This is a genomic window from Pseudarthrobacter raffinosi, from assembly GCF_023913835.1.
Lineage (GTDB): Bacteria > Actinomycetota > Actinomycetes > Actinomycetales > Micrococcaceae > Arthrobacter > Arthrobacter raffinosi.
In genome coordinates, this window is record NZ_JAMXBG010000008.1 from 115,182 (window position 1) to 132,445 (window position 17,264).

The 17,264-nt window shown below is 65.8% G+C and carries 16 protein-coding genes; 6 read left to right on the forward strand and 10 right to left on the reverse strand.

What is annotated here, in order from left to right:
* Positions 1-63: 63 nt before the first annotated feature.
* Positions 64-1,497, forward strand: a complete 1,434-nt coding sequence (locus NG697_RS10025; protein WP_252614097.1) for a TrkH family potassium uptake protein — start codon at positions 64-66, stop codon at positions 1,495-1,497.
* On the forward strand, positions 1,490-2,176 hold the full coding sequence (locus NG697_RS10030) for a potassium channel family protein (RefSeq protein ID WP_058931335.1): 687 nt from the start codon (positions 1,490-1,492) through the stop codon (positions 2,174-2,176). The genes NG697_RS10025 and NG697_RS10030 overlap by 8 nt, the downstream gene beginning before the upstream one ends.
* 18 nt (positions 2,177-2,194) lie before the next feature.
* On the opposite strand, the gene proC is transcribed toward NG697_RS10030, so the two are convergent.
* From proC to NG697_RS10060, 6 genes are all read right to left on the reverse strand, one after another.
* Entirely contained in the window at positions 2,195-3,028 is an 834-nt protein-coding gene (gene proC / locus NG697_RS10035) for a pyrroline-5-carboxylate reductase (RefSeq protein WP_252603233.1), read from the reverse strand.
* A 283-nt stretch (positions 3,029-3,311) separates the two neighbouring features.
* A complete protein-coding gene (locus NG697_RS10040) occupies positions 3,312-4,316 on the reverse strand; it encodes a Ppx/GppA phosphatase family protein (protein WP_141141566.1) in 1,005 nt (334 codons plus the stop codon).
* Positions 4,317-4,368: 52 nt separating this feature from the next.
* Positions 4,369-4,821 carry an SseB family protein gene (locus NG697_RS10045; RefSeq protein WP_104060508.1) on the reverse strand — a complete coding sequence of 151 codons (453 nt, stop codon included), beginning with the start codon at positions 4,819-4,821 and terminating at the stop codon, positions 4,369-4,371.
* 205 nt (positions 4,822-5,026) lie between these two features.
* Positions 5,027-7,756, reverse strand: a complete 2,730-nt coding sequence (topA, locus tag NG697_RS10050; RefSeq protein WP_252609815.1) for a type I DNA topoisomerase — start codon at positions 7,754-7,756, stop codon at positions 5,027-5,029.
* Between the two features lie 156 nt (positions 7,757-7,912).
* Entirely contained in the window at positions 7,913-9,643 is a 1,731-nt protein-coding gene (locus NG697_RS10055; protein WP_252609814.1) for a DUF7059 domain-containing protein, read from the reverse strand.
* Between the two features lie 39 nt (positions 9,644-9,682).
* Complete coding sequence (locus tag NG697_RS10060) at positions 9,683-10,465, reverse strand: MerR family transcriptional regulator (protein WP_252614099.1); 783 nt, start codon at positions 10,463-10,465, stop codon at positions 9,683-9,685.
* 140 nt (positions 10,466-10,605) lie between these two features.
* Here NG697_RS10060 and NG697_RS10065 point away from each other — a divergent pair, with 140 nt between their 5' ends.
* Together NG697_RS10065 and NG697_RS10070 are read left to right on the forward strand one after the other, a co-directional pair.
* Positions 10,606-11,043, forward strand: a complete 438-nt coding sequence (locus tag NG697_RS10065) for a DUF6023 family protein (protein ID WP_252603244.1) — start codon at positions 10,606-10,608, stop codon at positions 11,041-11,043.
* Between the two features lie 89 nt (positions 11,044-11,132).
* Positions 11,133-11,726, forward strand: a complete 594-nt coding sequence (locus tag NG697_RS10070) for a DUF6023 family protein (RefSeq protein ID WP_252603247.1) — start codon at positions 11,133-11,135, stop codon at positions 11,724-11,726.
* Positions 11,727-11,799: 73 nt separating this feature from the next.
* Here the strand turns inward: NG697_RS10070 and trhO are convergent, their stop codons facing one another.
* Both trhO and NG697_RS10080 read right to left on the reverse strand, forming a co-directional pair.
* Entirely contained in the window at positions 11,800-12,693 is an 894-nt protein-coding gene (gene trhO, locus NG697_RS10075) for an oxygen-dependent tRNA uridine(34) hydroxylase TrhO (RefSeq protein ID WP_252603250.1), read from the reverse strand.
* Between the two features lie 52 nt (positions 12,694-12,745).
* Positions 12,746-13,204: a hypothetical protein gene (locus NG697_RS10080; RefSeq protein WP_252614101.1), complete on the reverse strand. Its 459-nt coding sequence runs from the start codon at positions 13,202-13,204 to the stop codon at positions 12,746-12,748.
* A 95-nt stretch (positions 13,205-13,299) separates the two neighbouring features.
* On the opposite strand from NG697_RS10080, the gene NG697_RS10085 reads away from it, so the two are divergent.
* Positions 13,300-13,992, forward strand: coding sequence for a GNAT family N-acetyltransferase (locus NG697_RS10085; RefSeq protein WP_252603256.1), 693 nt, complete (start codon positions 13,300-13,302; stop codon positions 13,990-13,992).
* A 27-nt stretch (positions 13,993-14,019) separates the two neighbouring features.
* Positions 14,020-16,449, forward strand: a complete 2,430-nt coding sequence (sftH, locus tag NG697_RS10090; RefSeq protein ID WP_252603260.1) for a DEAD/DEAH box helicase — start codon at positions 14,020-14,022, stop codon at positions 16,447-16,449.
* Here the strand turns inward: sftH and NG697_RS10095 are convergent.
* A complete protein-coding gene (locus tag NG697_RS10095) occupies positions 16,422-16,781 on the reverse strand; it encodes an Rv3654c family TadE-like protein (protein ID WP_252603263.1) in 360 nt (119 codons plus the stop codon). The two genes, sftH and NG697_RS10095, sit on opposite strands and share 28 nt — an antisense overlap.
* Entirely contained in the window at positions 16,778-17,221 is a 444-nt protein-coding gene (locus NG697_RS10100) for a TadE family type IV pilus minor pilin (protein WP_252603266.1), read from the reverse strand. The genes NG697_RS10095 and NG697_RS10100 overlap by 4 nt, the downstream gene beginning before the upstream one ends.
* Between the last annotated feature and the right edge of the window lie 43 nt (positions 17,222-17,264).

The following is a 17,264-nucleotide window of genomic DNA, read 5'->3' on the forward strand; positions in this document are numbered from 1 at the left end:
CATTACGCGGGCATTAGTGGTTTACTACTGGAGGAAACAGTTTCAACCGAGGAAAAGCCCCCCATGACGCAACGCCAGTCGAGGCCCCGGAACCCGGCAAGCTGGCACCCCGCCGCACCGGAGCGCGAAGGTCTCTGGATCTTCACCCGCGTACGCGACTTCGTTGACGATATTGCCAATACGTCGCCCGCCCGGCTTGCCCTGAGCGCCTTCGGGGCGGTCTGCCTGGTCTTTACGTTCATCCTCTCGCTGCCCATCTCCTCCGCCACCGGCACAGCCACTCCGATACACCAGGCAATGTTCACGGCGGTGTCCGCGGTCTGTGTGACCGGCCTGACGGTTGTTTCGACGGCGGTGCACTGGTCATTCTTTGGCCAGCTGGTCATCCTGATCGGCATCTTCGTGGGCGGCTTGGGAACCCTGACCCTCGCGTCGCTGCTGGCCCTCATGGTGAGCAAGAAGCTTGGCGTCCGCGGCAAGCTCATCGCGCAGGAAGCCATGAACAACGCCGGCCGGCTCGGTGAAGTGGGTACTCTGCTGCGGATCGTCATCGTGACCTCCGTGGTAATCGAGGGCGTCCTGGCGCTGGCGCTGATCCCCCGGTTCATGACGTTGGGCGAGCCCTTCTGGCAGTCGGTATGGCATGGAGTCTTCTACTCAATTTCCTCCTTCAACAACGCCGGCTTCACCCCGCATTCGGATGGCATTGTGCCGTACGAGACCGACCTGTGGATCCTCATCCCGCTGATGCTCGGCGTGTTCCTGGGCAGCCTGGGTTTTCCCGTGGTCATGGTCCTGCAGCAGAATGGGCTCAACTGGAAAAAGTGGAATCTCCACACCAAGCTCACCATCCAGGTGTCCTTCATCCTGCTGGCCGCCGGCACGCTGCTGTGGGCGCTGATGGAGTGGGACAACGCCCGGACCATCGGCCACATGGACCTCGGCGACAAGATCACGCACTCCCTCTTCGCCTCCGTCATGACCCGCTCGGGCGGGTTCAACCTGGTGGACCAGAACCACATGGAATCCACCACCATGCTGCTGACGGACGCGCTGATGTTCGCCGGCGGCGGTTCGGCGTCCACGGCGGGCGGCATCAAGGTGACCACCATCGCCGTGATGTTCCTCGCCATCGCCGCGGAGGCCCGCGGCGACTCCGACGTGAAGGTGTATGGCCGGACCATCCCGCAGGGCACCATGCGGGTGGCCATCTCAGTGATCGTCGCCGGCGCCACGTTGGTCTCCGTCTCAGCGTTCCTGCTGCTGCAGATCAGCGGCGCATCCCTGGACCGCGTGCTGTTCGAAACCATTTCAGCCTTTGCCACCGTGGGACTGAGCACAAACCTCAGTGCCGAACTGCCGCCGTCGGGCGTGTATGTCCTCACCGCCCTGATGTTCGCGGGCCGCGTCGGCACTGTCACCCTTGCAGCTGGCCTGGCCCTGCGCCAGCGCAGCCAGCTGTACCACTACCCGGAAGAGAGGCCCATCATTGGCTAATTCCTCAGGCGCCCCCAACCGCCCCGCCCACAACGCGCCGGTCCTGGTGATCGGGCTGGGCCGCTTCGGCTCGTCCACAGCCGAGCAGCTCGTGAAACAGGGCCGCGAGGTGCTGGCGATCGAACGCGACCGGAACCTGGTCCAGAAGTGGGCGCCGCTCCTCACCCACGTGGTGGAGGCGGACGCCACCAATATTGATGCGCTGCGCCAGCTCGGTGCACAGGAGTTCAGCTCCGCCGTTTGTGGCGTGGGCACCTCGATCGAGTCCTCCGTGCTGATCACCGTGAACCTGGTGGACCTGGGCATCGAGCACCTCTGGGTCAAGGCCATCACGCCATCACACGGCAAGATCCTCACCCGGATCGGCGCGAACCACGTGATCTACCCCGAGGCCGACGCCGGCGTCCGTGCCGCACACCTGGTCTCCGGCCGCATGCTGGACTTCATCGAGTTCGACGACGACTTCGCCATCGTGAAAATGTACCCGCCGCGCGAGACGGTGGGCTTCACACTGGATGAGTCCAAGGTGCGTTCCAAGTATGGCGTGACCATCGTGGGCGTGAAGTCGCCCGGCGAGGACTTCACCTACGCCCGCCCGGAAACCAAGGTGTCCGCCCGCGACATGCTGATCGTGTCCGGGCACGTGGACCTGCTGGAACGGTTCGCGGCGCGGCCGTAGTCCCCACCCGCGAAGATGTCAGCCGAGCTGCCTGGTGATCTCTGCGGAGCGGTCCGCTGCGGCGCGGGCGCCGGCGGCGATGATGGCCGGAATGCCCCGGTCGTCGAAGGTGGCGATGGCCCTTTCTGTGGTTCCGTTGGGGCTGGTCACTCCCTTGCGCAGGGCCGAGGGATCGGCGCCCGGCTCGGCCAGCATGAAGCCCGCGCCTGCGACTGTCTCCCGCGCAAGGAGCAGCGACAACTCGGGATCCAGGCCCAGCTCGACGCCGGCAGCTGCCATGGCCTCGGCCAGGTAGAACGCGTAGGCGGGACCCGAGCCGCTGATGGCCGACAACGCATCTACCTGATCCTCGCGCACCTCCACCACAGTGCCAGTGGCCCGAAGGATGTCCTTGACGGTCTGGAGCTGTTCCGGCGTGCAGTTGGTTCCGGGTGAGACGGACACGACGCCGCGGCCCAGCTTGGCAGGGGTGTTCGGCATAGCGCGGATCACCGGCTGTCCGGGAGGCAGCGCAGCTTCCAGTTGCGCCAGCGACACGGCTGCGGCCACGCTGACAACGATGGCCTTCGGGGACAGGGAGCGGCTGATCTCGCGCGCCAGGTCGACGGTGCCCACGGGTTTGACGCCAAGGATCACCACCGTGGAGCCCTTGGCCGCGTCTTTGTTGTTGTCCGGTTCCTCTTCGCCAGCGACGGCCGTGATGCCGTGGTGGCGCAAAGCCAGCTCCTCGGCGCGTTCCGCACGCCTGACTGTGGCTATGACGTCGGCGGGGTCCGTCCCGGCGGCCAGGAGGCCGGACAGGATGGCTTCGTTCATGGATCCACAGCCCAGGAAGGCGATTCGGTTGCTCATGCTTCCATCATTGCAGTTCGGGTGGGCCGTTGCAGAAATGGAAACGAATCGGAAAAACCGGGAACCCGCCGAAACCGATTCACAGCCGACTCCCATGTTCGCTGCAGCTTGCACACAACTTCGCCGCCTAACGTAGTTATTACCTCATTGAGGGTGCGAGTGATGCGGCAAGCATGGGGATGTTTGCCCGAGGCGCCGGTGGTTTGCAGCAGGTTTTCCCCCATTTTCCTGCTGTGGACGCCGGCGCTTTCGCGTTAACGCTGTTTTCAAGCCGCGGCGGGCCTTAGGCGGGTGAAGCCTCGATCGTCTGGCGTGCCGCGGCGGGCTCCATGATATGCGGGGCCGGATCCAGCGGACCGGCGAATACCAGCTGGTCGAGCCGGCGCAGGATCAGCCCTTCACGCAGCGCCCACGGGCAGATCCTGATCTTCTTGAACTTGAACATTTCCAAGGCAGCCTCGGCCACCAGAGCCCCGGCGAGCAGTTGGTGCGCGCGGGCCTCTGACACGCCGGGCAGAAAGAGCCGGTCCTCGGACTTCATGGCTGAAATGCGCTGCGCCCACACGCCCAGATCCGTGGCGTTAAGTGTGCGCTTCACGTAGGGCCCTGCTGCGCTCGGGGCTGCTCCGGCGACCCTGGCGAGCGACCGGAAGGTCTTGGAGGTTCCAGCCACAACGTTGGCGCGGCCCAGGCCGTCGAACTGCCTGACCGCCGGGGCGAGGGTGGCCCGGATGTAGCGGCGCAGCTCTTTGACGCTCTTGGCGGAAGGCGGGTCCTCAGCCAGCCAGTCGCGGGTCAGGCGGCTGGCGCCCAGCGGCACCGAAGTGGCCACTTCGGGCAGTTCGTCCTGCCCGAAGGCCATTTCGAAGGAGCCGCCGCCGATGTCCAGGTTCAGGATCGGGCCCGCACCCCAGCCGTACCAGCGGCGGACGGCGAAGAAGGTCATGGAGGCTTCTTCGCTGCCGGTCAGTTCCTGCAGGGTGACAGTGGTTTCGTGCTTGACCCGGGCCAGCACTGCAGGGCCGTTAGTGGCTTCACGGATGGCAGACGTACAGAAAGCCAGAAGGTCGTCCGCTTTGTGCCTGGCGGCAAACTCCCAGGCTTCAAGGACGAATTCGGTCAGCTCGTGCTGCCCTTCGTCGGTGATGTTGCCGTCGGTATCCAGGTATTGGACCAGGGATATGGGCCGTTTGTGCGACGCAAAAGGCACCGGACGCGCGCCAGGGTGGGCATCCACCAGGAGAAGGTGGACAGTGTTTGACCCGATATCAAGGACGCCTAGCCGCATCCTGCCATTATTCCCCCGCCCGGGCCCTCACTCACAACCTGTACTAAAGATGTCAGTTTGCGGAGGCGTCCTCGGGTGCGCCGTCGGGAAGCTCATCCGCCCGCTTGAAGTCGCGCTTGATGTTGGCGACGCCCTCCGGGTTGATCTCAAACCCGTACGCAGCGCCGGGGTTGATCACCATGCCCAATTCCTCGCCAATGTTGGCGATGATGGCTGCACCCTGGGTCCCCAGGACGTTCGGGGCCGCCTCAAGATACTGCTCGTCAACGCGGCTGGGGTGCGAGAACACCGCAAGGACGGGCTCGCCGTCGGCGTTCGCCAATACCAGCGGCTCCACCTGGGAATCCTCCCCCTCGATCCCGTCAGTGCTGATGACGTAGACCTCGCTGTTGAGGAAGGACAGGATGACGTCCACCGGGCTGCCCTCGGGCTGGCCGCCCAGGGCGAGCTTCTCTTCGAGTTCGTTGAGCGGCGTGAGATCGGCTGTGCCGGGCTGTTCAGTCATGTATCTACTCGACCACGTTGGAGAGCCCGGCGCAAACCGCAAACGGGAGGAGCGAAATCCTCGGCGTCCTCGCAAGCTCGGCCAGGGAACCCCGTCGCAGTGGGCCCACCTTAGACGCACGCTGCCGGATTCCTCCCCTCCCGTTTTCTACTGTTTCAACCGGCTCCACCACAGGGCGGAGTTGGGCCGACCGAACACCCGGCGCTTATTTTTTAGCTGGAGCCTTCTTCTTGGCCGGGGCCTTGCGGGCCGTTGTGGCGCGCTTGACCGGACCCTTGGCCCGCTTCTCGGCGAGGAGTTCAATGGCTTGTTCGCGGGTCAGTTCCTCCAGCGACGTGGACCGCGGGACGGTGATGTTGGTGATGCCGTCGGTGATGTACGGGCCGAAGCGGCCTTCCTTCACCACGATGTTCTTCTCGGAAACGGGGTCCGGTCCGAACTCGGCCAGCGGGGCCACCGCGGCACGGGCGCCGCGCTGCTTGGGCTGGGAGTAGATCTCCAGTGCCTGCTCCAGCGTGATGGTGAAGATTTCCTCTTCGGTGCCGATGGAGCGGGAGTCCGTGCCCTTCTTCAGGTACGGACCGAAGCGGCCGTTCTGCACCGTGATGAGGTTGCCTTCGGCGTCCTCACCCAGGGCGCGGGGCAGGCTCATCAGCTGCAGCGCTTCGTCCAGGGTCACGGAATCCACGGTCATGGACGCGAACAGCGAACCGGTGCGCGGCTTGGCCTTGACGGGCTTTTTCGGCGGCTTCGGCTTGCCGTTCTTGTAGTACTCCACGGGCTGGTTGGCCAGCTGTTCCTCGGTCATCTCCGGGATGACTTCGGTGACGTACGCGCCGTAGCGGCCGTTCTTGGCGACAACGCTGTGGCCGGTGTGAGGGTCGTCGCCCAGTACGCGTTCTTCCGGCGCAGCCGTTTCCATCAGTTCGATGGCCTTCGCCGCCGTCAGTTCGTCCGGCGCCAGGTCCTCGGGGACGTTGGCGCGGGAGTTCTCCACGATTTCGCCGGTCTTGGCGTCCACCGTGGCAGCGGAGCTTTCCAGGTACGGGCCGAATTTGCCCACCCGCAGCGTGATCTCATCCGTGATGGGAATGGAGTTGATTTCCCGGGCGTCGATCTCGCCCAGGTTGTTCACGATGCTGAGCAGGCCCGGGTCGGAGTCTTCGCCGTAGTAGAAGTGCTTGAGCCAGGCGGACCCAACGGCTTGGCCGTTGGCGATCTTGTCCAGGTCGCCTTCCATGTCCGCCGTGAACTCGTAGTCCACATAGTCCGTGAAGTGCTGCTCAAGCAGGCGGATCACGGAGAACGCGATCCAGCTGGGCACCAGCGCGGAACCCTGCTTCCGGACGTAGCCGCGGTCCTGGATGGTGGAAATGGTGGAGGCGTAGGTCGACGGGCGGCCGATGCCCTTCTTTTCCAGCTCGGCGGTCAGCGACGCTTCGGTGAAGCGCGGAGGCGGCGAGGTTTCGTGGCCCACAGCCACAATGTCCGACGCCGTGAGGGCATCGTCCTTGGCCACGTTCGGCAGCCGCCGGGCTTCGTCGGAGTCGTCGTCCCCGCGGCTTTCGTCCTTGCCTTCTTCATAGGCGGCCAGGAAGCCCGGGAACGTGATGACGGTACCGGAGGCGGAGAACTCAGCGTCCCGGCCATCGGTGGCCACGGCACCCAGGCGGATGGTCGCCGTCGAGCCCTTGGCGTCACCCATCTGGGATGCGACGGTGCGCTTCCAGATCAGTTCGTACAGGCGGAACTCGTCGCCGGAGAGCTGCTTGGCCACCTGCGCCGGGGTGCGGAAGGAGTCACCGGCGGGGCGGATGGCCTCGTGGGCTTCCTGCGCGTTCGCAGCCTTGCTGGTGTACACGCGGGGCGACGCCGGGATGTACTCCGGGCCGTACAGCTCGGAGGCCTGGCGGCGGGCGGCCGTGACGGCTTCGTCGCTCAGCGCCGAGGAGTCGGTACGCATATAGGTGATGTAGCCGTTTTCGTACAGCCGCTGGGCCACCTGCATGGTGCTCTTTGAGGAGAAGCGGAGCTTGCGGCCGGCCTCTTGCTGCAGCGTGGAAGTGGTGAACGGCGCCGCCGGACGGCGTGTGTACGGCTTGGTATCCACGGACCGGACGCGGAAGTCCGCATCCTGGAGACCGGCGGCCAGTGACGTGGCGAGTTCCTCGTTGAGGTGCGCGGCATTGCGCGACGTGAGGACACCGTCGTCGTTAAAGTCCCTGCCCGAAGCGACCTTGGCCCCGTCAACCGCAGCGAGTTTCGCCTTGAACGAACCGGAACCGGCGCCGAACTGGCCCGTCAGGTCCCAGTACGAGGCGGCCTTGAAGGCCATGCGTTCGCGTTCACGGTCCACCACCATGCGGGTGACCACGGACTGGACGCGCCCGGCGGACAGGCCGCGGGCAACCTTGCGCCAGAGCACGGGGGAAATCTCGTAGCCGTAGAGCCGGTCCAGGACGCGGCGGGTTTCCTGGGCGTCCACCAGGGCGGTATCAACATCGCGCAGGTTGTCCATGGCGCGGTGAATGGCTTCCTTGGTGATTTCGCCGAACGTCATCCGGTACACGGGGACCTTGGGCTTGAGCACTTCCAGCAGGTGCCACGCGATGGCCTCGCCCTCGCGGTCCCCATCGGTTGCGAGATAGAGGGCGTCGGCATCCTTGAGCGCGGCCTTCAGCTCGGTGACCTTTTTCCGCTTGTCCGCGGACACCACGTAATACGGTTTGAAGTCGTTTTCGATGTCGACGGCGAACTTGCCCACCGAGGTTTTCTTCAGTTCTGCAGGAAGCTCAGACGGCTGCGGCAGGTCGCGGATGTGACCAATGGAGGCCTCTACGATGAAGCCCTCGCCGAGGTACTTGGCGATGGTCTTGCTCTTGGCCGGAGACTCCACAATCACGAGTTTCTTGCCTGTTTTGGCCTTGCTTGGCACGGTGCTCCTACAGAAAAAGGTTGCTCGGGCAGATGAGCCCATATTGGCCTAGTTCACCATATTTTGGACAATAGTGCGCATTCATGTGGAAAACCCGTTGACTCATCAGGCACATCCGGGACCCCGATTTGGGGTGTTCCGGGGCCCGCCAAACCGCTATTCAGCAGGCTCGGAAGGAACCAGGAAACCGTCGCTGACCAGGTTCGCGACGTCGTCGAGCAGCCTGGTCCGGAACGCGTCGCCGTCGAACCCGCCCTCTCCGGCAAGGCTCCCGCCGAGCAGCGCCGCGAGGGCTCCGATGATCTGGCCGACGGAGAGGTCACCGTCGGAGGCGGAGACAAATCCGGCGAGTTCGGTGGTGAGCAGATTGGTCCGGCGCAGGCCCGCGCCCTGGCGCAGCAGGATCACGCCGGGGTGCTCGGCGCCGGGGCGCTGATGGCGTTCCTCGGTGACGTCGTCCGCGACGAGCAGGTGCGCGTCCGCCAGGCGGTTGGCGGCCAGCCAGTCGGAACGCTCGACGGCGGCGCCCACGTGAGGCCCGATGGGCTGCTCAATGGGGTACGTGATTTCCTCGAAACGGCTGATGGAGGCGGCGCCGGATTCCGACAGCGGCCGGCGCAGCCAGATCATCCCGAAGCCGATCCCCGCCACGTTCCGGGAGGCGAAGTCCGCCAGGTAGGCGGCGTAGGCGTCCCGGTAATGCTTCCGGTCGCGGGATTCGGACGCGTCCTGCAGCCACGTTTCGGCGTACTGCTCCGGGCCCACCTGCTCGCGCTGGATGAACCAGGCATCCGCGTCCGGACCGATCCAGCTCTTGGGCCGTATGTACCACTCGGTCCCCGCGGGAATTTCCCAGTTGCCCAGCAGCTGCGCGGTGCCGCCCGGGGCCAGGGCACCGGGCAGCGCCGCCACGAGCGAGGACACAATGTCATCGCCGGGCAGCCCGCCGTCACGGTAGGTGAACTGCCCGGACGCGTGCTCGCCCAAGGTCCGCGGCGTGATCACAAACGGCGGGTTGGACACCACCAGCTCGAATTCCTCCCCGGCCACCGGCTCCAGGAGCGAACCCAGCCGAAGGCTGACCCGGTCCTCCAACCTGTCCGGGTCCAGGTGCAGGGCCGCGGCATTAAGCAGGAGGTTGAACCGGGTGAAGGCCAGCGCCCGTGTTGAGATGTCCGTTGCCGTCACGTGCTCGGCATGGTGCAGGAGGTGGAAGGACTGGATGCCGCAGCCCGTGCCCAGGTCCAGGGCCTTGGCGACGTGGCGGCGGACGGTGGTCTGCACCAGCGTGGTGGACGCCTGCCCGATCCCCAGCACGTGGTCGTGCCGGAGCATGCCGGCCTGCTGGTGCGCGGCGAGGTCGCTGGCCACCCAGAGCTCGGCGCCGCCGCTGCCGTCCTCATTGGCGTCCCAGCCGTACGGCCGCAGATCCGCTTTCGCCTGCAGCAAGTCCTGCGCCGGCTGATCGGCGGCGGGCAGCTCAGGGCCGGGCCGATCTGGGCCGGGCACGGGCTCGAGCAGCCCCAGCTCCACCAGGCCGTCCGCCCGTACTCCCGGCAGCGCGGCGTCGAGCGTTTCCCGTTTTTGCGGTTCCGCCAGGAGCCAGAGACGGACGACGGCGGCGAGCGCCGCCGTCGTCTTCTCACCGTGCGCAGCCTCACCCCCTGCCGCATCAATCTGAAGGGCGCTTTCGGTGGCCAGCAGCGCCGGGATGATCTGGTCCCGGTTCAGCGCGCGGTACGCTGACTCGCCCAGCAGCCCCGCCACGCCGTCGAGCGTGTAATCCACCCGGCGCAGGTCCGCGGCGAGCGCCGTCAGCAGCCCGGGGAGGTCGCTGCGCGGGGCATCGGGGGTGTTGCCGGCCAGGAAAAGCGTGGAATCAGTCACCGCCCAAGTCTATTGGCGGGCACGCTTCCTCCTGACGGGCTACAGGTTCTCCGCGGCGTAGATCTTCAGGGCATCCCGGACGAAGCCGGCACCCTCCGCGCCGCCGTAGTTCTTCGCGAAGCGGGGGTCAGTAACGTACATTTCGCCGAGCCCGGTGACGTATGCCTTGACGTCAGCGTTGCCCTTGCCGTCAGCCTGGCCGCGGGCGTCCGACGCCGGGGTGCCCGGGATGCCGGTCAGCCATTCGACGTGCCGCCTCGCGATGTCCTGGGCCTCCGCGCTGTCCGGTGCTATACCCCCAGTGGCGGCGGCGATCCAGTCCTTGCCCAGCTGCTGCGATCGCTGCTTCCACGCCGCCTTCTCCTCGGTGCTCATGCCGCGCCACCACGAATCCCCCTTCGCGTAGGCGTCCTTGCCCCAGCGTTCCTCCACTTCGTCCTTGTACTGGGTGTGGTCGAAACCGTTGAACATGTCTTCTGCCATGATTTCGCCACCTCCTTTCACTGCCTCGATGGTTTGTGTGACCGACGCGATCTGCCGCGCAAGCCTGTCCTGTTCCTGCTTGAGCCATTCGAGATGCCCGGTGAGTGCCTGGGCGGCGTCCGTTTCATCGTCGAGCACCTGGCTGATCACCGGCAGGCCCAGCCCCAGCCCGCGCAGAAGCAGGATGCGCTGGAGCTGCACCAGCGCCGCCTGGTTGTAGTAGCGGTAACCGTTGTGGCCGGTGCGGCTGGGCTTGAGCAGGCCGATGTCGTCATAGTGCCGCAGCGTCCTGCTGGTGGTCCCTGCGATCCGGACGATGTCCTGGATGGACCAGTCCATGTATTCTTCCTTTCCTGCTCTGTTTGCGGGATGGTTCGGACGTTCTGGTCCGGCTGATGGTTCAACGATAAATCTTGACGTAGCGTCAAGGTCAAGGGACTGAATCACGGAGCACAGATGGAGCCGGGTAAGTTGGAAGCATGGCTGTTATTCCTTCGTCCTTTCCGCGCGCCCTCTCCGCTGTGGCTGCCGCAGCTGTCCTCCTGGGCCTCTCTGCCTGCGCGCAGCAGCTTTCGGTGGAGAACGCCGATGTGCCGGCCTGGAAAGCCACGGCACTGCCGTCGGCCAGCGGCGTTGTTGCCGAGGACTCCGGCAAGATTCTCAACGCCCAACCCATTGACCATACGGAGAACGTGCCGGCAGGCAAGTACACGCTGACACTCGTCTGTGAAGGCGGCGGCAAGGCCTTCCTCGCAGTGCGGTCCGGAGGCAAGGAACTCGCCGACCTCGGGGCCGCCTGCTACGGTGCCCGGGAGTCCATCAAAATCACACTCCCGGAACCCGGACCGCTGCAGCTCAGCGCCTCCAGCGTCGACGCACCGCTGATCTACGCCTACCAGCTGGTAACTGCGGGTTAAGTCCCTTCGAATCCACCATGCGGCTGACCGCCGGACGGGTGATGCCCGAGGCTCTGGATTGGGGTCCCTGCCCGGCATAGAGTCGGAGTATGCCCGCAACGCAGGGGGCGCCGCCGCCCCGCAGGGCGGTACTTCGTCCGGGCGCTTGCCCGTCCCGGTCAGTCTCCGTGCGCACCCGGGTGAGGGCCGCCGTCGTACTCTGGACGGCGGGCGCACTCGTGGCCGGAACTGCGCTCGCCGGATGTGAATACACGTACGACGAAGGGTGGCGTCCCGCCGAGGCCCCGGCCGCGCCGGAGGTGACCGAGCCGGGGCCGAGCGCTGAGCTGTGGCGGAACGATCCCGTCAGCGAGGCTGAAATGGAGGCCTGGCTGACGGAGTCCCAGGTGGGGCCCGGCCTGCAGGTGGCGCATAGGACGTTCGGCCTGTTGCGCGCGGAAGAAGTCCGAACGGACGCCACGGAGCCCCTCCCCGCCGGAACCTACGTCCTGGTGCTGGTGTGCCGCAGCCAGCGGCGCGTCGACTTCAAAGTCCGCAATGACGAATTCACCATGGTGGACCTCAGCCTCCGCTGCGGATCACGGCGCGAAAGCGTGATCTACCTGCCCAAGGAAACGGTGCTGCATTTCCAGGTCGAAGCGCAGTCCCCCGCCAATTTCGCGTACCGGCTGTCCCGGCTCTGAACTTTTATGCCTGCCGGCTCTGAACTTTCAGCCAGCCGGCTCTGAACCGGCAGCGGGGCTCAGACCATGCAGCTCAGGCCACGCAGCCTTCGGGGCAGCGCAGCGTCTCCGGGCTGGCGGCACACTCGGCGCAATACAAGGTCAGCGTGCGGCAGCTCGGGTTGGAACAGTTCTCGAACTTGCTGGTGGGCGCGGCACAGCGGACGCACTCACCGATGGTCTTGGCGTCCTCGCTGAATTCCAGGTGCATGCGCTTGTCGAACACGTAGAGCGAGCCTTCCCAGAGGCCCTGGTCCTTGAACGTTTCGCCGTAGCGGACGATGCCGCCGTCGAGCTGGTACACCTGCTTGAAACCGCGGTTCACCATCAGACTGGAGAGCACCTCGCAGCGGATGCCGCCGGTGCAATAGGTGACCACCGGTTTGTCCTTGAGGGCGTCGTACTTGCCGGAGTCGAGCTCCTTGATGAAATCGTGGGTAGTGGCCACGTCAGGGACGATCGCGTCCTTGAACTTGCCGATCTGGGCCTCGAAGGCGTTGCGGCCGTCGAAGAACACCACGTCCTCGCCGGCCTGTTTGGTGGCCTCCACCAGTTCGTGCAGTTCCTCGGGCTTGAGGTGCGTGCCGCCGCCCACCACACCGTGCTCATCCACCTTGAGTTCGCCTGGCGCGCCGAAGGAGACGATCTCGTCCCGGACCTTAACGCTCAGCCGCGGGAAGTCCTCCGCGCCGCCGTCGGACCATTTCACGTCGATGCCGTGGAATCCCTTGTATTCGCGTGTGGTCTTCACGTATTGCTTGACGGCGCCGATCTCGCCGCCCACCGTGGCGTTGATGCCGTCCTTGGAAAGGAGGATGCGTCCGGTCAGCCCGAGTTTTTCGCACAGGGCACGCTGCCAGAGCCGCACCGCGTCCGGATCAGCGATGGGGGTAAAGCCGTAAAAGAGCACAATTCGGTTCAAAGCCACGTATTTAAGGGTACTGGGTTGCCGGAGAACGGACCCGCCGATTGGCCGGGGGCTAAGGCTGCGCCGCTGCGATGGCGGCGTCGCACCTGTTCAGGGCGGTTTCGGCCGTCCGGTACCCCAGGACGACGACGGCGAACGGCACCGCGGTTGCCGTCACGGCGGCCCCGAAAGCACCAGCGCCATTGTTGAGGGCGAGTTCTGCCGCACCGTCACCAACGAGGCGCGGCACCACAAACAGGACCACGGCAGTAAGAAGCCCACCAAGTCCCGGCCGTTGCGCTCCTTCGGGCTCGGAGCGTGATCCCAGAAAGTCCAGCGGGCGCTTCGAATTCCGGTAGGTCAGTGCGCCGGCCACCAGCGGGACGAGCCCGCCGGCAAGCCAGACCCAGTAAGCCACGCCCGTGGCCGTCTCCCAATACCTGGCGCCGCCCACCATGGCCACCATTAAGGCGACACAAACCAGCAGGGACAGCGGAAAAGTGTTCTTGGACGGTTCCTTGGCGGCGGGCATGCCGTCAGTCTTGTCCTGTCACGATTGCATAGGCAAGTCACATCGGGGGCACCCTACCCCTGTTGCTTGTGTCGGGGCTGGAATACTCTCATGACATGAGTCCGGACGCCTTGGTTGAAGACATCACACGCCTTCTTGAAGTCTGGGTAGCTGGCTGGGCCGGCTGCCGCGGTTACCAGACCTCAGTTGAGGGCCGCTTCCCCGCTGCACTGCGGGCCGACACCTCCGGGGAGTGGGAATACTTCGCCCATGACCCCTCCGAGAATGAGTTCGCTGCCCTGGCTGCGAAGACCGCCGAGGCCCCGGCCAGGGTCCTGACCATCCTCACCAATGATGTTGCCCGCTTCAGTGCACTGGCCCAAAAACACGGGCTGAACGTCACGTCCGCATCGCAGGCCATGATGATTGTGGACATGGCCACGCAGGATACGGAAGATCCGTGGCTCTCCGACGACGAATTGAACCTGGTCACCTCCCAGCTCGACGGCGTCCACCACGCAGTGGTCCGCTCGAGTGACACTGTAGCGGCGAGCGGCAGGGCTTTTGTGGTGGGCGAGACTGCAGTGTTCGACAAGATTGTGGTCCAACCCGCGTTCCAGCGCCGCGGACTGGGCAGCTTCATCATGAAGGCCCTTGCGGCGCAGGCCATCGGACCGTATGTGGAGAACGGCCTGCTGCTGGCCTCGATCGACGGCCAGAAGCTGTATTCCCACTTGGGCTGGTCAACTGTTTGCCGCGTGCTGATGCTGTCCACGTCCGACGAAGGCGCAGACCTTTCCGTGGGGTGATTTTTCCCCGGGTGAAAGAATGTTGGGGTGAACCCCCATGACTCCCTGATTCCATTGCTGGGCCGAGGCCCGGACCCGGAACAGCTGCGTCATGTCCGCACCATCCCAGCCCGGCAGGCAGTCCACGAACCGTGGCCAACGTGGGCGCACCCGGATCTGGTGGCCGCTTATGGCTCCCTGGGCATCCACGAGCCGTACCGGCACCAGATCCAAGCCGCCAACCTGGCCCACGGCGGCGAGCACGTGGTCATCGCCACCGGCACCGCCTCCGGAAAGTCCCTGGCCTACCAACTGCCGGCACTTGACGCCATCCACCGCTCCGAACTGCGCGTCCTGTCCGAACCGGGAAAAATCCACGACGACGGCGCCGTGACACTCTACCTCTCCCCCACGAAGGCTCTCGCTGCCGACCAGCTCGCAGCCATCCGTTCCCTGAATCTGCCCACCGTACGGGCCGAGACGTACGACGGCGATACCGAACCCGCGTCCCGCCGGTGGATCCGGGACCACGCCAACTTCATCCTGGCGAATCCGGACATGCTCCACTTCGGCATCCTTCCCAATCACGCCTGGTGGGCCAGCTTCTTCCGGCGGCTGCGGTACGTGATTGTGGATGAGGCCCACAGCTACCGCGGGGTGTTCGGCTCGCACGTGGCCAACCTGATGCGCCGGCTGCGACGCATCTGCGCGTACTACGGTGCCGGGACCACCCACCCCGGTCCGGTGTTCATCGCCGCGTCTGCCACGGCATCTGAGCCAGGCTCATCCTTCGGCCGCCTGATCGGGGCGCCGGTCCGGGCCGTTGCCGAGGACTGCTCGCCGCACGGTTCCACTACGGTGGCTTTCTGGGAGCCTGCGCTGACCGATCTCAAGGGCGAGAACGGCGCCAGGGAACGCCGCACCGCCGTTGCTGAAACGGCCGATCTGCTGGCGAACCTGGTTTCGTCCCGCATCCGGACCATCGCCTTCATCAAGTCCCGCCGCGGTGCGGAGACAATCGCTTCGATCACCAAGCGCCTTCTGGACGAAGTGGACCCCAGTCTTCCCCAACGCGTGGCCGCCTACCGTTCCGGCTACCTTCCGGAAGAACGCCGGGCCCTGGAAAAGGCACTCCGCTCCGGCGAACTGCTGGGTGTCTCCAGCACGTCCGCCCTTGAACTGGGCATCGACATTTCCGGGCTGGATGCCGTCCTGGTCGCGGGCTGGCCAGGCACCAGGGCGTCGCTGTTCCAGCAGATCGGCCGGGCTGGGCGCGCGGGCCAGGATGCGATTGCCGCGTTTGTGGCCAGCGATGATCCGCTCGACACCTACCTGGTGAACCATCCCGAGGCGATTTTCGACGTGTCGGTGGAGGCCACCGTCTTTGATCCCTCCAATCCCTATGTGCTGGGGCCCCATCTTTGTGCCGCCGCCGCGGAGCTTCCGCTGGGCGTGGCTGAGCTTGGCCTGTTCGGCGGCACAGCAGAGAAGTTGTTAGGGCAGCTCGTGGCGCAGGGCTATTTGCGCCGCCGGCCGGCGGGCTGGTTCTGGACGCACTCCCAGAGCGCTGCGGCCATGGTGAACCTTCGTGCCGACGGAGGCGGACCGGTGAGCATCGTTGACGCCGACACCGGCTCCCTCCTCGGGACCATGGATTCGCCCCAGACGCACTACCAGGCGCACACAGGTGCCATCTATGTGCACCAGGGCGACAGCTATGTGGTGGAGGACCTGAACGAAGACGACCACTGCGTGGTGGTCCGGCGCGCCAACCCCGACTACTACACAACGGCCCGGGACGTGACCCAGATCGAAGTGCTCGAAACACTCCGGACCGAGCACTGGGGCGATATCGCCGTCCACTTCGGTGATGTGAAAGTGACAACACAGGTGGTTTCCTTTCAGCGCAAGGCCTTGATTTCAAACGAAATCCTGGGCGAGGAGCCGCTGGAGCTGGGCGCCCGGGACCTGTTCACGAAGGCCGTCTGGTTTGTGGTGGAGAACCGTTCGCTGACGGGCGCCGGGCTCATCGAGGCGCAGTTCCCGGGGGCCCTGCACGCCGCCGAACACGCAGCGATCGGCCTGCTGCCGCTGGTGGCCTCCAGCGACCGCTGGGACATCGGCGGAGTATCCACCGCCATCCACGCCGACACCGGCGCGCCCACCATCTTTGTGTACGACGGGCACCCCGGCGGTGCCGGCTTTGCCGAACGGGGCTTCGACAAGGCAAAGGTGTGGCTCTCGGCGACGCGCGACGCCATCAAGGCGTGTGAATGCGAGTCGGGCTGCCCGTCCTGCGTCCAGTCCCCCAAATGTGGGAACAAGAACAATCCGCTGGACAAGGCTGCCGCCGTCACGCTCATCGACGTCCTCCTTAAAGACGCGCGCGAAAGGCCTCTCCGCAGTGCGGAATTCCTGGCGAGCACGGAGCCGTTCAGCACCACAGGCGCTCAGGGCGGCGGTCCGGCCCGCGCCTGACCGGTTGCGGCGCCAACCAGTATGCGTGCATTTAGCTCCGTTCGGACCATGACGGTCTGGCCGGCCCCTTCCGTACAGCTGACGAGGGCCGCCTCATGGCGGCCTGCTACCTCGGCGGCCACCGTGCAGGGGTCTCCCGGAGTGATCCCGCGCAGGGCATCGGCCGCGGCAAGGGCAGCGAGGTCCGCCGCTGCCGCTGCCCTGCTGGCCATCACCGCGGACTGTGCGAACAACAGCATCAGGGCCATCGCCATGATGACAACCAGCGCCAGTCCCGCAGCCAGTACTGTTCCCGAACCGCGCTCCGGGTTGTCCCGGAATTGCCTGTTCACAACGGCGCCTCCTCCGGGGCCCCGACCGGCTCCAACCCCGGAGTGGCCGCGGCAGCCGGCGTTTCGCTCCGCGTGGTGGCCTTGGCCGTGAGGGTCCAGGGCACAGTTGCCCCCAGCGGTCCGCCCACACCGTCAGCCACCGTAACGCTGAGCCACTCGCCGTCAGACGCAACGGACGCCGTTGCCGACGTCCCCGCCAAGGTCCTGACGATCCCCTGCACTGCGGCCGGGTCCTCGCCGCGGGCCAACGCCCTGGCGCCGGCCCGCGCCGCCTCCTCGAGCCTGAGCTGCGTGACGCCCGCGGAGGCTCCTGCCAGGAGCAGTGCGAGGAGCAACAGTACTGCCGGCAGCGCTACCGCGAACTCCGCCGTCACGGCGCCATGGGCATTCCCCGGCCCACGGCGCCAGCGACGGAGTGCGGCCGCCGGTCCCAGCGCCACGCGGCTTTCCACGCCTTGGTTCCGGAAGCGGCCACAGCGGCTG